Origin of the sequence: Photobacterium chitinilyticum (genome assembly GCF_004104355.1) — a bacterium.
In the GTDB taxonomy this organism is placed as follows: domain Bacteria; phylum Pseudomonadota; class Gammaproteobacteria; order Enterobacterales; family Vibrionaceae; genus Photobacterium; species Photobacterium chitinilyticum.
This window is the reverse complement of sequence record NZ_RJLM01000003.1, coordinates 134,022-151,179: the sequence shown is the minus strand read 5'-3', so window position 1 is coordinate 151,179 and position 17,158 is coordinate 134,022. Positions and strand designations below refer to the sequence as shown.

At 44.9% G+C, this 17,158-nt stretch carries 12 protein-coding genes; 5 read left to right on the top strand and 7 right to left on the bottom strand.

Going from position 1 to position 17,158, the window contains the following annotated elements; translation table 11 throughout:
- Positions 1–35 precede the first annotated feature (35 nt).
- The gene (locus EDI28_RS09685; RefSeq protein WP_128783661.1) at positions 36–1,445 is read right to left on the bottom strand and encodes an alpha-amylase family glycosyl hydrolase; all 1,410 of its coding nucleotides are present in this window, start codon (positions 1,443–1,445) and stop codon (positions 36–38) included.
- 367 nt (positions 1,446–1,812) lie between these two features.
- Here EDI28_RS09685 and glgC point away from each other — a divergent pair, with 367 nt between their 5' ends.
- From glgC to EDI28_RS09670, 3 genes are all read left to right on the top strand, one after another.
- Positions 1,813–3,030, top strand: a complete 1,218-nt coding sequence (glgC, locus tag EDI28_RS09680; protein WP_128783660.1) for a glucose-1-phosphate adenylyltransferase — start codon at positions 1,813–1,815, stop codon at positions 3,028–3,030.
- On the top strand, positions 3,020–4,546 hold the full coding sequence (gene glgA, locus EDI28_RS09675) for a glycogen synthase GlgA (protein WP_128783659.1): 1,527 nt from the start codon (positions 3,020–3,022) through the stop codon (positions 4,544–4,546). The genes glgC and glgA overlap by 11 nt, the downstream gene beginning before the upstream one ends.
- A 430-nt stretch (positions 4,547–4,976) precedes the next feature.
- Positions 4,977–6,863: a methyl-accepting chemotaxis protein gene (locus EDI28_RS09670; protein WP_128783658.1), complete on the top strand. Its 1,887-nt coding sequence runs from the start codon at positions 4,977–4,979 to the stop codon at positions 6,861–6,863.
- 83 nt (positions 6,864–6,946) lie between these two features.
- On the opposite strand, the gene EDI28_RS09665 is transcribed toward EDI28_RS09670, so the two are convergent.
- A complete protein-coding gene (locus tag EDI28_RS09665) occupies positions 6,947–7,861 on the bottom strand; it encodes a LysR family transcriptional regulator (RefSeq protein WP_128783657.1) in 915 nt (304 codons plus the stop codon).
- Positions 7,862–8,102: 241 nt separating this feature from the next.
- On the opposite strand from EDI28_RS09665, the gene EDI28_RS09660 reads away from it, so the two are divergent.
- Positions 8,103–9,740 carry a glycoside hydrolase family 13 protein gene (locus EDI28_RS09660; protein WP_128783913.1) on the top strand — a complete coding sequence of 546 codons (1,638 nt, stop codon included), beginning with the start codon at positions 8,103–8,105 and terminating at the stop codon, positions 9,738–9,740.
- A 135-nt stretch (positions 9,741–9,875) separates the two neighbouring features.
- On the opposite strand, the gene EDI28_RS09655 is transcribed toward EDI28_RS09660, so the two are convergent.
- The 5 genes from EDI28_RS09655 to EDI28_RS09635 form a co-directional block, all read right to left on the bottom strand.
- Complete coding sequence (locus EDI28_RS09655) at positions 9,876–10,574, bottom strand: ABC transporter ATP-binding protein (RefSeq protein ID WP_128783912.1); 699 nt, start codon at positions 10,572–10,574, stop codon at positions 9,876–9,878.
- Between the two features lie 28 nt (positions 10,575–10,602).
- On the bottom strand, positions 10,603–11,883 hold the full coding sequence (locus tag EDI28_RS09650) for an ABC transporter permease (RefSeq protein ID WP_128783656.1): 1,281 nt from the start codon (positions 11,881–11,883) through the stop codon (positions 10,603–10,605).
- A gap of 1 nt (position 11,884) precedes the next feature.
- Positions 11,885–13,102: an ABC transporter permease gene (locus EDI28_RS09645; RefSeq protein WP_128783655.1), complete on the bottom strand. Its 1,218-nt coding sequence runs from the start codon at positions 13,100–13,102 to the stop codon at positions 11,885–11,887.
- Positions 13,099–14,334 carry a TolC family protein gene (locus EDI28_RS09640; RefSeq protein WP_164918536.1) on the bottom strand — a complete coding sequence of 412 codons (1,236 nt, stop codon included), beginning with the start codon at positions 14,332–14,334 and terminating at the stop codon, positions 13,099–13,101. The genes EDI28_RS09645 and EDI28_RS09640 overlap by 4 nt, the downstream gene beginning before the upstream one ends.
- 64 nt (positions 14,335–14,398) lie before the next feature.
- Positions 14,399–15,529: an efflux RND transporter periplasmic adaptor subunit gene (locus EDI28_RS09635; protein ID WP_128783653.1), complete on the bottom strand. Its 1,131-nt coding sequence runs from the start codon at positions 15,527–15,529 to the stop codon at positions 14,399–14,401.
- Between the two features lie 457 nt (positions 15,530–15,986).
- Between EDI28_RS09635 and EDI28_RS09630 the strand changes: the two genes are divergently transcribed.
- Positions 15,987–17,123 carry a tyrosine-protein phosphatase gene (locus EDI28_RS09630; RefSeq protein WP_128783652.1) on the top strand — a complete coding sequence of 379 codons (1,137 nt, stop codon included), beginning with the start codon at positions 15,987–15,989 and terminating at the stop codon, positions 17,121–17,123.
- The last annotated feature ends 35 nt before the right edge of the window (positions 17,124–17,158 follow it).

Sequence of the window (17,158 nt, the reverse complement as noted above, 5' to 3'; positions counted from 1 at the left end):
GCTATCAACCTATCAATTAGCCTGTTCTGGTTCTGCTAGATTCTGACTAACATTGCGCAGGATTTAGCAGCAAGTCTGATATTATAAGAGACATCGTTTTTGATTTCAGAATTAGCCGCCTTATTTTCTTCTGCAAAAAGCTGAGTGCCTTCCATCTCAAGTAAATCAGCATAGCTCCCGGTTGGCAGCGAAACCGTCTTTGCGACGCTTCCGTTATTGATAACCACAATACCCATCTCTCCGCGTTGAAACATGAGTAGTTCATCGCTATGTTCGAAACTATGCATCGTTTGGCAGTGAGCCAAATTATGGAACTTGATCATTTTTTGTAGTACGGGGCTTTGCCAGCTATCAAGCCATCGTGGCTGACCGTTGTTTGCCATAATCCCACTGGTATCCAAATCGGAATAAATCAGTGGCACCCCTCCATCTCGACCTAACAGGTAGCAGTATGCGAGTCGCTCATTGTCCTCGGACATGACTTGATTGAGAAACACATCGTTGTTCGGAATGTCATGGGTTGTCGCAAAGGTTATAGCCCTATCGTTAGCAAGTGCCTGGCCGACAGAGTATGGGTTGGCGAGGTCGGTGATAGGGTGGCCTTTTTCGAACACTTTGAAAAGTGAATGAAATAATGGGAAATCATACGCGCCAAGTCTTGTGTCTTTTAGGTATGGTTTTAGAAATAATTCATATTCTTCTTTCGGTGAGCCGCCGTCAGTAATAATCTCTCCAAAAATGTGGGTGCCTTCGCTAATATCTTCGTCCCAAACTTGTTGAATGTGCTCAAGAGTCATATGTTTGGCTGCATCAATACGAAAACCGCTTACGCCTAAACGCTTTAGTGCTTTTAGGTAGTTTTGCTGTATTTTTACTACATTTTCGGTGCATTTGAGCGTCGGCAGACCGGGATCATCATGCCCTCCGCTGATCCGACCGTTCTGGACTTGCCACGGATTGGTCCAATCCTCGATTGGAAATGCCTGAACAAAGTCTTTCTCGGTGAAAATTGGGCGAGATAAATCACCAAATAATTTTATCGATTTAAAATATGCATCTTTGTCGTCATAGTCTTGTAATACGCAGATATTAGGGTAGTCAAGATCACTTCTGCGATCCGATTCGTTTGCCATATGGTTGAATACGATATCAGCGTAAATCAGCAAGTCATAGTGCTGTAGTGTCTTGGTCATCTGTTCGAAATCAGCGGTATCACCGAGCTGGTTGTCAATGACCCGATAATCCTGAGGCTGGTATCTTTGCCACCAAGGGGTGCCAGTCTTTGATTTTTCTGATTTCATTGGCGGCGACACTAATACCGCTTTGAAGCCTGCTTTGGCAATGGCTTCGGCGTTCTCAGCTATACGGCTGTAAGGCCAGTCAAAGGCATGAAGAATTACAGTTGTTGCCTTTGGCGATGTGTGAGTTGAAAAGCACGTCGTCATTATTTCTATATCCATAAACGAAACTACGGAGAGTCTACTGGCTGTACTTGAAAAAGTATTCAGCTATTCATTATCCAAAGAGGTAGGAGGTAGGGGGGAGTAGTGGCGTTTAGCCAGTAAATTCGTGCAGTCCGGGAAATATGACAATTATATAAAATGTTGTCTTTGATATTCATTATCAATGAATAAAAGCACGAACAAGCTACTTGCGGTGTGAAGGTGTTGCTGTCATACCAATTAGTGCGATCAATGTAATATATTTTGACCTTTGAAATATATCAATCAACATTCACTGCAAAAGCATTCTCAATAGGTATGGAAGTATGATATATATGTGTTTGATTGCTTACTAACAAGGAGGTACACCATGGCTGGTGTTTTAGGAATGATTTTGGCAGGTGGGGAAGGATCGCGTCTGCGCCCTTTAACAGATACGCGTACTAAGCCTGCTGTGCCATTTGGAGGCAGTTACCGCCTGATAGATTTTGCATTAAATAACTTTCTTAATGCTGATCTTATGAAGATTTATGTGCTGACCCAGTTTAAGTCTCAGTCACTTTACGTGCACATGAAAAAAGGCTGGAACGTTTCAGGTATTACTGGGCGTTTTATTGACCCGATCCCTGCCCAGATGAGAATGGGTAAGCGTTGGTATGATGGTACTGCTGATGCAATCTATCAGAATTTACGTTTTGCTGAACTGGAAGAGCCTGATCAGGTTTGTATTTTCGGCAGTGATCATATCTACAAAATGGATGTTAAGCAGATGCTTGACTACCATCTTGAGAAAAAAGCCGATCTTACGGTCTCTGCGTTACGTATGCCATTGAGTGAAGCAAGTGCCTTCGGTGTGATTGAAGTTGACGAAAGTGGTTGTATGGTTGGTTTTGACGAAAAGCCAGAAAATCCGAAATCAATTCCGGGTGACCCTGACCACGCATTGGTTTCCATGGGTAATTATATTTTTGAAACTGGTGTGCTGAGTAAAGAGCTCGAGGAAGATGCAGTCAACGAGCAATCCAGCCATGACTTTGGTAAAGATATCATTCCTAAACTATTCCCACAGGGCAAAGTGTTTGTCTATGACTTTACCACTAATGAGATCCCTGGAGAGAAGAGTACTGGTTACTGGCGTGATGTAGGTACTATTGAATCTTACTGGCAGGCACATATGGATTTGTTGTCAGAAGATGCACAGTTTTCTTTATACAACCGACAGTGGCAGCTACATACCTATTACCCGCCATTACCTCCAGCGACAGTGCTTGATAGCGAAGATTGTAAAGTCGATATCAATAACTGCATGATTTCTGCTGGTAGTTATATTTGTGGGGCCAAAGTGTATAAATCGGTATTGGGTTTCCGTACCAATGTCGACCATCACACCACGATCAGTGAGTCAGTCATCTTGGGTGATGTAAAGATTGGCGCGGGCTGTTCAATTCGCCGTGCTATTATCGATAAAAATGTACAGATCGCACCTGGTACGGTTATCGGAGAAAATATTGAAGAAGATAAGCAAAAGTACCATGTGTCAGACGAAGGAATTGTCGTGATACCGAAAGGAGCAAAAATTGGTTACTAGTAAGAAACCAGCATCAGGGAAGCAACTCAAGATTTTGTTTGTCGCCTCTGAAGTTGAAGGTTTAGTCAAAACCGGGGGGCTAGCAGATGTCGCTAAGTCGCTCCCTTCGGCACTGAAAGAAATGGGTCATGATGTACGTATCGTCATGCCGCTGTATCAGAAAGTAGCCGGCGCTGATCAAGCCGAGCCACTACTTGATACCGAGCTTTACGTTACGTCGCAACCAATGCCTGTGAGCTATCAGGTAAAGCAGCTTCAAAGTGATAATGTGACTGTTTTTGCAGTTGATGCGCCTCAGTATTTTGAGCGTCCCGAGTTGTATGCCGAGAATAATCAGGCTTATTCCGATAACGGTGAAAGGTTTGCATTTTTCAGCGCCGCATCGTTGGATTTGTGTGAAAAAATTGGTTTTCAGCCGGATATTGTCCACTGTAATGATTGGCATACTGGCCTGGTTCCCTTCCTGCTCCGTACTCGGTATGTTAATGATGCGTTTTTTGCCCAGACAAAAAGCGTGATCACAATTCATAATGCCGTGTTTAAGGGCGTATTCAACTATGACCAATACAGCTTGGTTCCTGAGTTGATCCAGCGTCGTTACATTAATGCCGAGATAGACCCATCACACGTGAGTATGCTTAAAGCGGGCGTGGCCTATGCCGATAAAGTGAATGCTGTCAGCCCGAATTATGCGTCTGAACTGCTAACGCATTTAGGCTCGCATGGTATGGAAGCTGATTTTCAGGCTCGCGCCAGCGATCTTTACGGTATCGTTAATGGCTGTGACTATCGAGATTGGAATCCTGAAACTGATCCGTTTATCAAGCAGAGTTTTAAAGCGAATAAAGTCAGCCTTGTCCGTGGTAAAAAAGCGTGTAAGCGTGATTTACAGCAGCAAGTCGGCTTACCCGTTGAAGATGTTCCGCTCTACGGGATGGTGTGCCGCTTATCCGAGCAGAAAGGTATCCACTATCTGATCCCGGTTTTGAAAGACTTCTTAGTCAATGATGTACAGGTTGTGATTGTTGGGACGGGTGATCCAACGTTGGCGGCAGCTCTTCGTGAAATCAGCGATGCTCATAAGGAAAAGTTTGCGTTCGTTGAGGCGTATAGTAACCCGCTAGCGCATTGCGTCGAGGCCGGTGCTGATTTCTTCATGATGCCATCAGAGTTTGAACCATGCGGATTGAACCAGATGTACAGCCTTGCCTACGGCACTTTGCCAATTGTTCGTGGGGTGGGTGGTCTGAAAGATACCGTGATTGATTATGATCACACCCCTCAGGTTGCTACAGGCTTTATTTATGATGCACCGACACCGGAAGCATTGCTTATTAAGCTACAGCGCAGTTTGTTACTGTACTGCCAAAGACCACAAGAGTTTAAGCGCCTGCAGCAAAATGCCATGGCGTGTAAGTTTGAATGGAAAGAATCGGCTGAGCAATACGTCAGTATGTACATGGGGCTAGAGCTGGGGCGACTTGTTTTAGCACCTTCTTCCGAGTATTTGGTTTAATACTTTCCATAAAGCTCTAACGCAGTAATATATCAGCTATCCCCGATACTTCTAAAGCCCTCCTTTGTGAGGGCTTTGTTTTTTTATGAGAATACCAATCACCCAAAGTCTTTGGTCATTTTGCTGGTTTAAATTGTTATAACATCATCAGAGTATTGACCTGTCTCTATTGGTATAACCTAGGCTCTATCCCATTGGTTTATCGCTATTAGGAATTTTTTTGTAGACTCATGTCAAAAAAATACTGTTGATAGTATGAACACTATTCGTAAAAGTGTAATAATTTCACGCTATGAAATAAATGATGGCAGTTGGCCAGGCTTGAATTTGAGGGAGCTCACTTTCTAGCTGCTTTTGGTCTTATTCATGTTGTCGGTAAAAAATATAAGCGTATTTAGTTGCTACATAATAAAAATAGTAAAGGGAATCAATGTCTAATCTAACTCTTCGGCAGAAACTGGCGCTCTCGGCCAGTATAGCCATTATTTTGGGTGGAATGCTGGTGACAGCACTTTCTTTTATGTCTGCGCTAGGCCGCTTAGATGAAGATCTTAACGATCGGCTTCGCGGTGTCGCATCGGCCTATAACAATTATGTTACGGATTGGATGGACTCAAAAGCTGCTGCACTATCAGCTTTGCCTATGACAGTGGCGAGAGAATCTTTGACTGATCACTTAAAGCAAGTACGGGACTCGGCAAAATTCGACAATGTATTCCTTGCATATACTGATGGCAGTCAGGTTAACGCCAATGATGTTAAGCTTCCTCCGGGTAATGATGATCCGCGAGAGTGGGGCTGGTATCAAAATGCTATGAGGCTTAGTGGTGCTGTGACGGTGGAAAATCCGACAGTTGCCGCCGCGACAGGGGCTTCGGTTGTCTCTATGGGTAAAGCGATAACCGTGTCAGGCCAGCGAGCAGTGCTTGGTGCTGATGTTGAAATGGCTAATATTATCAAGCAACTGGAAGATGTAACATTACCTGGTGAAGGTTACATGTTCATTGCCAATGCCGACAGTAATGTATTTGCTCATGCTGATTCGTCGCTTTTGAATCAGGCGGTTAGTTCGTTGGATAGTGACCTAACGGATAGTTTGATCAAGCGTCTGGCTCGTGAAGGACATATTGAAAAAAAGGTGCTGAATGGCCGTGAAAGCTTTGTGTTTGTCGCGCCAATTGAAGGCAAGAATCTGAATACAGTTGTTGTGATTGACTATGAGTCTGTAGTTGCACCTCTCTACAGTATGCTATATGAACAACTATTGACGACGCTACTTGTTGTAATTGTTTGTGTATTCATGTTTAACCTGCTTTGTGGCTATTTGTTTAGGCCTCTTCAACAGGTATCTAACGCATTGGCGCTGATTGCTCAGGGGGGGGGTGACTTAACCCAGCGTATCGATTTGGATAGTAATGATGAAGTGGGTGAATTAGCCTCTAATTTCAATCAGTTTGTTGCTAGCTTACAGGTACTGATTGGTCATATTCGTGCTCAGGGTGTTGAGTTGAGCCATGCGTCTAGTGAAGGTGAGGAACGTGCTGATAAGTCGGCCCGTGATCTGCAGCGTCAACAAGATGAAATTGCCATGGTTGCAACTGCTGTGACCGAGATGGCGTCTGCCACTCAGGAAATTGCATCACATGCTGAACAGACAGCCCGTGCGGCTCAGGATTCTACTACTCATACCAATAGTGGTAGCGAGCTGGTGGCTCAGAGCAAAGTCTCGATCAATAATCTGGCAACAGAAGTAAATGAAGCGACGACCGTGATCAGTGAGCTTAATGATCATGCGCAGGGTATTAACAGTATTCTTTCTACAATTCAGGGTATTGCAGAGCAGACAAATCTGCTGGCTTTGAATGCCGCGATTGAAGCTGCTCGTGCGGGTGAGCAGGGGCGTGGTTTTGCGGTTGTGGCTGATGAGGTTCGAGTTTTATCCCAGCGAACCCATACATCGACAGAAGAGATTCAGTCTATGATTGCTACTTTGCAGCAAACCACGTCTAAAGCTGTGAATTTGATGGAAACAAGCTCGCAACTCGCACAGTGCTCAGTAGACGATGCCGATCAGGCGACGGCGGCGCTGGAGCAAATAAATGGCTCTGTGACAATGATCAGTGATATGGCGACGCAGATTGCGACAGCTGCGGAAGAGCAAACCCATGTTACCGATGAAATCACACAGAATACGACCACAATTAAAGATGTAACCGACCAGTTGGCGGCCGATGCCAGAAATGCTCGTCAACAGGCAGAGCATCTTAGTACTCAGGCGACAAACCTGAATGACAAAGTGGCGACATTTGTTGTGTAGATAAGCACGTGAAAGCCCGTGGTTCCTTACTTCGATACCGTAATTCGTATCAAGGTAAGTTATCACGGGCTTTTTGCTATGCGTTACACATTAACCTGCTGTCCATTTGTGATCAGTTGCTGCTTGATATCACTGACGTGGTCGACTAAGGGCTCGTTTAAATGGTAAATGCCGACGGTGCCGGTTTGTGCATCCTGAACGAGCGGAAGCGGAACGATATTGGCTCGTAAGAAGTATTCCGCCATACTGAGTGGATAGGGCATAACTGCTGTTGTTGTAGCTAGAATATCGACACTTGCTGTCAAAGAATTGATTTCATATACAATGCGTTCGGAAACTTTCTTCCTCTCCCGCTCCAGTTGTTTCGGTTGCGGGTTTTCAATCAGGTGCTGATAGGTGTCAGAATCTGGCGTAACCTGCAGCAACGGATAGATCTCGGTATCTTTTTCACTCCCTTTATTAACCAGCAACGGGTGAGACTGGTGGACGAAGAGGGCTTCTTTGTCTTGGAGAAGAGGAATAAAGCTGACGTTACAGCGTCGAGACAAGCCAATAATCTCATGACCGACGAATAGATCGATTTGTCCATGAATCAACATATCCATGAGCTTCAGGTGATTACCAAATTCCAGCTGAATAGAGATAGAAGGGTTACTCGTACTGTATTGTTGCAGTGCCTGTTTGACGAAAACTTCCCACCATGCATCACCGGTGCCCATTTTAATTTTCTCAGTTTTACGCTCTTTGAGATCTGCCATTTGATGTAGCAGTGAATCATGGCGGCGTTGCAGTTCGAGCGCTTGTTCCTGCAATAGTTGTCCGTACTCCGTGAGTTCGACCCCTTTTGATTTACGAATAAATAGCGGGACATCAAAGCTTGCTTCCAGTTTTTTCATGCTACTGGTCAACGTTGGTTGGCTGAGCCCAAGGTAGGTGGCAGCCTGACTAATGTTGCCTAGCTCGGCAACGACGAGAAACTGTTTATAACTTCTATCCATAGGGATCACAGAAAAGCTAAAAAATATAATCGACAAGTCTCACATTTATTCGAACTGGAGAAAATCCTGAATTCTTTATTCTTGTGATCATGATCGCCTAAATTCGTAATGATATAGGATTTTTCTATATCACCTTGAGGCTTATATATTTTAAATTGCGGAAAAACAGCATTATGCTATTGGTAATGAAGATATCACTTGTTTGATTTTTGCCTTTTTTAGGGAGCCTATAATCATGAAAATGACGCCAAAGTGGTGGCATGATGCTGTTGTTTACCAGATCTACCCTCGTAGTTTTTGCGATTCAAATAATGACGGGATCGGAGATCTGAAGGGAATTATCAGCAAGCTGGATTACCTAAAGACATTGGGTGTCAATGTGATTTGGTTATCGCCAGTGTATCGTTCGCCGATGGATGACAATGGCTATGATATTTCTGATTATCAGGACATCGCACCTGAATTTGGTTCGATGGAAGATATGCAGCAGCTACTTGCTGAAGCCAAGCAACGTGATATTCGCCTTATTATGGACTTGGTGGTTAACCATACCTCTGATGAGCACCCGTGGTTTATCGAAGCACGTAAGTCAAAAGATAACCCTTACCGTGACTACTATATTTGGCGCCAGCCAAAAGAAGATGGTTCTGTTCCTGATGACCAAGGTTCTGTATTTGGCGGCGGTGCCTGGGAGTTAGATGACACTACGGGCGAATATTATTATCACATCTTCTCAAAGAGACAGCCTGATTTGAACTGGGAAAACCCTAAAGTTCAAGAAGAAGTGCATAAGATGATGAACTGGTGGATCGATCAGGGTATTGGTGGGTTCCGCCTTGATGTCATAGATCTAATTGGTAAGGAAATCGACAAGAAAATCACGGGTAATGGACCTCGTCTCCATCAGTTGCTGCAAGAAATGAACATGGCGACTTTTGGTGATAAAGATTTGCTAACGGTTGGGGAAACCTGGGATGCAACGCCTGAAATCGCCAAGCTATATAGCAATCCTGCGCGTAATGAGTTTTCAATGGTGTTCCAGTTCGAGCATATTTCTCTGACCTGGAAGTATGGTGATAAGTGGAACCCAATCGCACTTGACCTTCCGAAATTCAAACGTGCGCTGACTAAATGGCAAGTCGAGTTGGCTGAGGAAGGCTGGAACTCATTGTTCTGGAATAACCATGATTTACCTCGTGTGGTATCTAAGTATGGAGATGAAGGCCAGCACCGTCTTGTATCGGCTAAGATGCTGGCGACAACGCTGCATATGATGAAAGGTACGCCTTATGTTTACCAAGGTGAAGAAATAGGTATGACCAATGTTGCCTTCGACAGTATTGACGATTACCGTGATATCGAGACCTTGAACTTCTACAAAGAGCGTACCGAAAATGGTGTCGCTCCTGAGGCAATGCTGGCGGCGGTGCATGAAAACAGCCGTGATAATGCCCGTACACCAATGCATTGGAATGATTCAACCAATGCTGGATTTTCTGAGCAGCAGCCTTGGTTGCAGGTTAACCCGAACTATCCCGAGATTAATGTTGAAGCGGCATTAGAAGATCAAAATTCAATTTTCTATCACTACCAGAAATTGATTGAGCTTCGGAAATCCCTGCCTGTGATTGTATACGGTGATTTTGAACCTGTATTTGAAGACCATGAAAAAGTGTTCGGTTATATTCGCTCTGATGAACAACATCGCTTATTCGTATTGAATAACTTCACCGCTGAAGACGTTGAGTTGAACATTCCTGAGGAACTTCAAGCCAATAAGGCTGAATGTATTATTGCTAACTATGAATACCGCCAGCAGGTAGGTGGAACGGTAACGCTTAAGCCTTATGAGTCTTTTGCGATATTGCTGCCGGCTTAAACCATTACCTGCATTAAATAATGCGGGATGGATGAATAACTCGCTATAACTCCGTTCATTGTCTTGGCTCTATCCAATAGTTGTTTGGATAGAGCCTTTTTTCAAACATCGGTATTATCTGCAAAGAAATTGTAGTTAATGCTTCAGTCGTTCATCATCAACTACCTGGCCATCTTTGATATTGATTATCCGATGGGTACGTTTTGCCAAAGTCACATCGTGAGTCACAACGATCAGTGTTCTGCCTTCTTGGTGTAGTTCATTGAACAGAGCTTCAATTTCAGCGCCCGATCGTGAGTCCAACGCGCCTGTCGGTTCGTCAGCCAAAATTATATGCGGATCGTTGACTAATGCGCGGGCAATAGCCACGCGTTGTTTTTGCCCGCCCGACAACTGATTCGGCTTATGATCCATACGATCACTGAGTCCGACACGTTCCAATAAATATGCCGCTTTCTCTCGCCGCTCTTTCGCCTTTATTCCTCGATAAACTAAAGGCAATGCGACATTGTCCAATGCACTTGCATATTCCAGCAAGTTGAATCCCTGAAAAACAAACCCTATATTTCGGTTACGTATCATCGCCAGCTGTTTGCTGGTCATGACTGAAACATCTTCATTATCCAGTTGGTAATCGCCTGATGTTGGCTTATCGAGACAGCCTATTACATTCATCAGAGTCGATTTCCCAGAACCGGATGGGCCCAAAATTGACAGGAATTCTCCTTTTTCTATTTCCAGCGAAACTTGGTCCAGTGCACGAACCGTTTCCTCACCACTCTGATAGTGCTTACTAATATTCTGTAATTGTACTATTGGGGTCGATGTCGACATGCTTGTCCTGTTGGTTTGATTTTTACTATCAGTCATTCTGCAATGCCTCTAATGGCGTAATACTGGCTGCGCGATTGGCCGGAAACCATGCTGCAGCGATACCTACAAGGGCCAATGCCAGAACAACAATTAATACAATGGGAACTGAAAGCTCAGGTTTCGGCTTCCCTAATTCGTCATAAATCACGTTGCCGTCGAAAGGCAAACTTTGTAACAGCTCTACCAGGCTAAATGTCAGCGTGAGTCCGAGCGCACCGCCTATTGTCATGGTCAGCAATGATTGCAATAGATAATGTCGCTTGATATCGCCAGGTGTGGCACCGATAGCCATTCGGATCCCGATATCACGGGTCGCTCGTTTCACTGTTGCGTACATGACATTGGCAATCCCAATACCAGCGACTCCCAATGTTACCAAGCCAATAATGCCGAGAAAGCTCTGGAGGCCGATCAGGAAACGACGCATGGTCTTTTGACGCAATAACAGATCCTGCACCTGAATGAGCTGAGCGTCTTCCATACTGGCCCCGTATTTTCGGGCAATTACCTGCTTTGCTTTTTGCGCAACCACCGTCCGATCGACTGCTTTGTTTGGCTCGATATTGATAGCATTTAATGCACCATGAGGCTTGAAACGTTGCCAGGTAGAAAAAGGGACGAATACGGCGTAATCCAGCGGGATACCGTTTTCGATATAAGAGCTATCACTTTTTAACAAGCCAATCAGAGTGAACTCTTCATTGCCGACATTAACGGTTTTCCCTACTGGGTTGGACGTCAGTTTCGGTGAATCAATCCAATCAAAATCATCATTCTCACTGAATAGCTGATAGGCGGCACTCTGGCCCAGAACAATGACTTTGCGCTGTTCTTTTATATCCATCGGATTAAACCAACGCCCGCCAGGTGATATGTCAAACCCCATCAGATCGCGATATCCCGGAAAAACGGCTAGAGGCGACTGCCAGGTGCCGTTATCCCCATTTGTTACATTGATGCTACCAATGGCGCTCGGTTCGGCTCTTTTAACTCCCGGAAGTGCGCGAATGACATCAATATCTTCAGGCTTTAGCTTTAGCTGCTCTCCCTGATGGAATCGACCAAAATCCTTAACCGCATAACCACCATTCAAGTAAATCAATTTACCGTTACCGCTTTCTGAGCTTCTAATCAGCCCCTGACGAAGCCCTTCACCTGCAGCCAGCATTACCGTAATACAAACAGTCGCCCATACCACGGCCAAAATAGTCAGGAAAAGACGTACTTTCTCGGCTGCCATTTCTTGAATCATTTGTCGAATTACAAACATCTTATGCCCTCGCACTCAAGGCAATCACAGGGGTTAGCATGGATGCTCTTTTTGCCGGAAAAAATGCCGCAATAAGAGCCAATATGCCAGTAACACCAAGGGTCATTACAACCGCACTGAGGGTAATTTGCGGGATGCCGAGCCAATCGGGTATACCGACAGCCGTCATTAGGGCCACTGTGCCATAAGACAGCATTAGTCCGATCGCCGTACCAGCTATCACCAACAAGCCACCTTCGGTAATAAATTGCAGTAATATGGAGGTTGGAGTGGCTCCGATAGCCAAACGGATACCGATTTCTCGGGTACGCTCCGTTACTGATAAAAACATAATGTTTGCCACTCCGAGTGCCCCAACAGCCAGCGTCATTGCACCGCTAGCACCAAGAAACAACTGGATGCCACGAAGCAATGTCATGAAGAATTTGGCTTCACGGCTAAAGTCAGGTAGATATAACGCGCGATTATCTGTCGGGTCAAAATGCTGCTGTTTGGCAAAGAATGAGATCAGGCTTTTTCTTAGAGCAACGCCGGCGATCCCTTCTGCGGGTTCAACCAGCAACATCGAAGGCGTCTTCTGCCATAAATCGGTAAAAGTAGGGCTTGGCATCATGACCTGCTGCTCGTCATTATCCATACGGACTCCTCCTTCACTTTGCTCTGTTATACCGATAACCGTAAAAGGAATCCCATTTACTTTTACTTGTCCGCCCAAAGACAATCCGCCGATATTGGCTAATTGCCAGCCGACTACGACCACTCGGTTGTGGTTTATAATGTCGCTCGGAGTGATATTACGAGAGCCCTTGATCAGCTTGAACTTGCGCCAGGTAACAAAATGACCGTCAACACCCCGGACGTAGCCGGGTAAACTGCGACCATGCATATCTGTAACGGTTGCTTCCCAGTTTTCGTAAATTACCGAGAGTTTTTTTACTGCAGATTGGTGTTCCAGCTGGCGCATTTCGGTTTCGCTGATCTTTATTGCCCGTCTGGCAGGCAACCCTTGCCAGGGTTTGCTGGTCATTCCCTGGTAAACCGACTGAGTATCACTCATTAAAATAGAGAATGATTTAGTATTAACCTGATAAAACCCTTCACCGAGAGCCACCAGCACCAACACAGAAACAATCCCCCATACAATGGCAATTACCGCCAGTGAACTACGCAGGCGGTGTGCCAGCAGGGTCTGCAGCGTTTGTTGAAGCATTGCACTCATGATTGTAATGCCTGTGAGATATGCTTAACGGTATCGTCGTTGAGCTGGCCAACAGATTTAAACAGTGCAACCCGATGTAGCCAATATTGGTACAGCAACGATTGCAATAGGTTGCGACTGTCAAACAGGTTATTGTGTGCCGTGATCACATCGTCAGCGTCCGCAAGTCCTGCTTGATAAACTGTTTGTTTACTTTCAAGCGCTTTTTCTCGTGAGCGAATTTGCTTTTGTGCCATTTCGACACGTTGCCAATCAAGGTCTATTTGATTAAAGCGGCTTTGTATAAGCTCCCTGATATTGATTTCAACCAGACGGACATCCTGTTTTGCCTGCATCACATCCAGCTTGGCCAGATCAACACTGGCACGAGTTGCGCCATTAAGATCAAGCGGTAGATTCACAGTGATGCTAGCGTTCAAATCATCATGACGAGCTTTGTCGCTATCGCTGTAGATAACTCGCCCGTTGACGGTCGGGTAGTAGCCGGATTGTGCCTGATCCTGTTTGAATTCAACTGATTTGAGTTTTTGTTTGGCGGCAAGCAATTCAGGACTGTTATTTTTCGCCATTGCCAACCATTCGGCTTCTGTCTCAACAGCCATGCGCGGTTGTATCAGATTGTTGGTGCTAATCTCATCTACTTGCTGTGGAAAATGACTAATAAGGGCAGCAAGGGCCGCTTTCTTTTGTTCAAGATCGGAACGCCGTGCCAATCGTGTCGCCTCAATATCAAGTTGGTTCGCACGGGTATCTTCGTACTCGGTTGACATCGCCTTGCCGGCTTTGAAATTTTGCTCAATGACATTGAGCATTTTTGTGCCTTCTTTCAACTTTTGCTCAGCAAGCCGTAGATCCCCCTGCGCTTTGGCTAGCTCCAGGTAGGCCGTAATCAATCTTTCGGCCAATTCATTATGCGCTTGCAGATTTCTTAGCTGTGACTCCACCGCTGACGCCTCGGCAGCATTCAACTGAGACCATTTACTGTTATCCCACAGTACCTGATTCAAGGTAACGTTGTAGCCATTGCTATTTTGTTCATGTTCATACCAGTTACTGCTAGCCCCAAGTGACAGCCCTGGAAGCAATTCACTACGGCTGCTGCGGATATTTGCTTCGCCTATCTTTTCGTTAATCTGTGCTTTCTGGTAGTTCGGATCATAAGATTTTGCTGCATTCCAGGCTTGTTCGATTGTCAGTGCGTAACTTGGCAGACTTGTGCAAAGTAATACCATGAATAATCCAGAACATAGCGCTTTGGACTCGGTGATATGTTTGAACCGCTGATAAAAATAATGGCTAGGCATTAGGCGCCCCCATCATGCTTGAATCTACGATTTCGTCTCCGTCATTTAGGCCGGATAACACTTCAACATTAATGCCGTCTGAAAGCCCGAGCTTAACAGGTTTAGTATGGAACCCCTGTTCAGATTCATCGGCCACCAGTACTTCCGGTGTTTCTCCTTCAAACTGTAAGGCACGTTCTGGAATGGTCGTCACTGATTCTGCTTTTTTTAGGGTTATTTTGGCCGTTGCCGAAAAACCTGAGCGGATCGTGATACCTTCCGGGAACTGAATGTCACCGACCTCAACTTCAAACCCATTATCAAAGCTTTGGTTATTATTGCTAGATGTTGCATTGAGCTTTTCTGACTGGACCGCTACTTTCTGCAAGATGCCTGTTAACTCTTGTTCTGAATACGGAGCCAAGGTCATCGTAACCGGCATGCCGACATGTAACTGCGCAGCATCATGCTCGCTTACACTACCTTTGAAAATCATGTCATTCATATCAGCCAGCGACATCATTTCTGTTGCAGACTGACTGGATTCGGTCGAAATAATTGGCTCGCCGACTTCCACCTTTAAGTTGAGAATGGTGCCGCTGATCGGTGCAAAGATAGTCGATGTCAGCTTAGATGCGCCTACTGATGACTCGCCACTGCGGATTAAATCCAAGTTTTGCTGCTTTTGCTGAAGATCGGCAATCGCACGTTTTACTTTGGCTTTAGCTTCAATGTATTGCCCGTAGTTTTCCGGCACAATTTCCTGAACGACAAGGCGCTTAAGATTGTCTCGCTGAATCTGACTGGACTCAAGCTCGGCCTCGCTTGACATCAGTTCGGTCATTGCCTGGGTAAGGCGAGCGGGTGTCGGGTTGGGGCGAATTTTAAATAGCGGTGTTCCTATTTCAATCTTTTCACCCTCTTGGTGATAAATCTCGCCGACAATACCTTCAATCTGGGATTTGATTTGTACCGAATGTGCAGGAACTATCTGCCCAACAGCAACCGCCTGCTTTTCAATAGTTCCGGTTGTTGCCATGATTACAGGCAGGGAGCCATCAGTCTCCGATACTGGGTACGAGTAATACCCGACACCGGCCAAGCAAACAGCAGTCAATGACATTGCTATCCAGCGTTTTTTCATAATGTATTCCGTGGTTGAGAAGAAGATAAAGGGAAAATGTTTATCGCAGCAAAATTATGCCTAAACCGACAACGGTTCTTTGTACTTATTTGTCGTGTTTTGTATGAAATAACTTGATTTCCGAGACCATTAAACAGCAATTACTTATCGTAAGTCAATAAGTAATTATCATGTTCAGGCAAGGTGTGAATGCGAAGACGCTTCAAAGATCCTCTGGAATAACTGTTGTCATTAGTTCTAGAACTGAGCTTCGACAGGTAATACAATAGGAATCTGAATATTGGTCATACAAATCAGGCAGCCCACAACATCTCTTTTATGAATGAATGCTTTTCTTGATGAAAATCAAATAAATATGTTGATTATCCGCATAATCAAGAAATCTCGATACCTTTGTGGATTTCGTTTTTAATTGGTTGAGCCTCGGTGGGAATTAAATAAATCATATGGGAAGAAAATGCTGCATTATCGATATAAAGAGCATGATGTTATCTTTACTCTGCCTCTTCAGGGAAAGCCGCTTTATCTAGTCGGTACTTTCAGTAATTGGCAAAAGCAGGCTGCATTTAAGTTTGAAAAAGTTGAGAGCGGTTATGTATTGAAGAAAAGCCGTAATGATCTAAATAAAATAGGGAACTCAGGATACATAGAATACTGCCTTTGGGGTGAAGACGATTCTCAGCCTTTGCCGTTTATTAAAGACTATCCTGTCGGTTATTTTTTCAATAGCCAAAGCTTTGATTGCCAAGGTAACGGTGGCTGTAATTATTTGTTGTTACCAGAAAATATTAACCAAGCTGAACTGGAACAAATAGGCAAAGACAGTGAACGTTCTTTAACGGTAAAAAAAACAAGTGCTGAATTTTCCTCGGAGCATACCTTGGCAAACTTTCGGCAAGTGACTGGGGGGGATTTAGCTGCTGGTGTTCTATTTCGTTCTTACCATCCGGTTATTCCATCTCGTTCTGAGCATCCGTTACTTAGTGATATTGAAGCTCAGCGACAGCAGACTGCGATGCGCCTACTCGAAGAGCATCATGTCCGTACCGTGATCAATTTGTCAGAAACATCAGAAGAACTGACAAACTTTCTTCGTTTAGCCCCACTTAGCTATTACAAAGCGCTGTGGTCGGAGGGGCAGGTAAAGCATGCGCCTATGGCCTACGAGACCGTCTATTTTATGTCGGATCGGGACGAAAGCTTCAATGCTGATGAGCTGGGTTTTCAGACTGGGATCCAAACGATTATCAGGCATATTGCAAGCAGCCCTGGCCCTTACCATGTTCATTGCCGATTAGGCTCTGATAGAACAGGGGTAGTTGTTGCGTTTCTTCAGCTGTTGATGGGTGCGGGCAAGGCGGAAGTCGAACAGAACTATTTGCGAACCAATGAAATGGCTATCGGGGAGTTTCGAAGTTTTCGTTTGCTAGAGCAGGCATTATACCGTGCGCTAGGCGAGGGGTGTTTTGAAGCTGGCTCTCTTGAAGCCGGTTCTTTTGGAGGTAGCTCGGTTGTGAAGGATTATCTCTTACAACTTGGCTTGCCTTGCTCGGTAATTGACAGGGCGTGTCAGCATCTGTCCTGCAACGAATAGGCTTGTTAGTGAAATTGGTCGGTGCCAGTATAAAT

Bases quoted from the DNA above. Each gene is read 5' to 3' on its own strand.
- EDI28_RS09660 (WP_128783913.1), top strand. From the start codon at position 8,103: ATGACGCCAAAGTGGTGGCATGATGCTGTTGTTTACCAGATCTACCCT.
- EDI28_RS09655 (WP_128783912.1), bottom strand. From the start codon at position 10,574: ATGTCGACATCGACCCCAATAGTACAATTACAGAATATTAGTAAGCAC.
- EDI28_RS09640 (WP_164918536.1), bottom strand. From the start codon at position 14,334: ATGGTATTACTTTGCACAAGTCTGCCAAGTTACGCACTGACAATCGAA.
- EDI28_RS09665 (WP_128783657.1), bottom strand. From the start codon at position 7,861: ATGGATAGAAGTTATAAACAGTTTCTCGTCGTTGCCGAGCTAGGCAAC.
- EDI28_RS09645 (WP_128783655.1), bottom strand. From the start codon at position 13,102: ATGAGTGCAATGCTTCAACAAACGCTGCAGACCCTGCTGGCACACCGC.
- EDI28_RS09630 (WP_128783652.1), top strand. From the start codon at position 15,987: ATGCTGCATTATCGATATAAAGAGCATGATGTTATCTTTACTCTGCCT.
- EDI28_RS09685 (WP_128783661.1), bottom strand. From the start codon at position 1,445: ATGACGACGTGCTTTTCAACTCACACATCGCCAAAGGCAACAACTGTA.
- EDI28_RS09650 (WP_128783656.1), bottom strand. From the start codon at position 11,883: ATGTTTGTAATTCGACAAATGATTCAAGAAATGGCAGCCGAGAAAGTA.
- EDI28_RS09635 (WP_128783653.1), bottom strand. From the start codon at position 15,529: ATGAAAAAACGCTGGATAGCAATGTCATTGACTGCTGTTTGCTTGGCC.
- EDI28_RS09670 (WP_128783658.1), top strand. From the start codon at position 4,977: ATGTCTAATCTAACTCTTCGGCAGAAACTGGCGCTCTCGGCCAGTATA.
- glgC (WP_128783660.1), top strand. From the start codon at position 1,813: ATGGCTGGTGTTTTAGGAATGATTTTGGCAGGTGGGGAAGGATCGCGT.